This window comes from Clostridium sp. AF34-10BH, from assembly GCF_003478095.1.
GTDB classification, from domain to species: domain Bacteria; phylum Bacillota; class Clostridia; order Lachnospirales; family Lachnospiraceae; genus Acetatifactor; species Acetatifactor acetigignens.
This window is the reverse complement of the sequence record NZ_QUEC01000047.1, coordinates 15,241-15,497: the sequence shown is the minus strand read 5'-3', so window position 1 is coordinate 15,497 and position 257 is coordinate 15,241. Positions and strand designations below refer to the sequence as shown.

Annotated in this window: 1 protein-coding gene; it reads left to right on the top strand. The window is 50.6% G+C overall.

Translation table 11 applies throughout. The annotated features are described in order from the left end of the window. Positions 1-257 (top strand): transposase (locus tag DWZ61_RS19965; RefSeq protein WP_207664192.1); only part of this gene is annotated, 257 nt, incomplete at both ends.

Sequence of the window (257 nt, the reverse complement as noted above, 5' to 3'; positions counted from 1 at the left end):
GATCAGGTGCTGGCTTATCATACGACGAACCGTTCCGGATACCGGGAATACAAGAGCTGCGGAATCGTCTGTGAAGGATGTCCATATCTGAAGCAGTGCACAGAAAGCAGGGATCATGTGAAGGTAGTGACCCGGCATATCTGGGAGCCGTACATGGAAAAGTGTGAGGATATCCGGCATACGATTGGGATGAAGGAAGTGTATGCGCAACGGAAAGAGACCGTAGAGCGCCTCTTCGGAACAGCAAAAGAAAACCA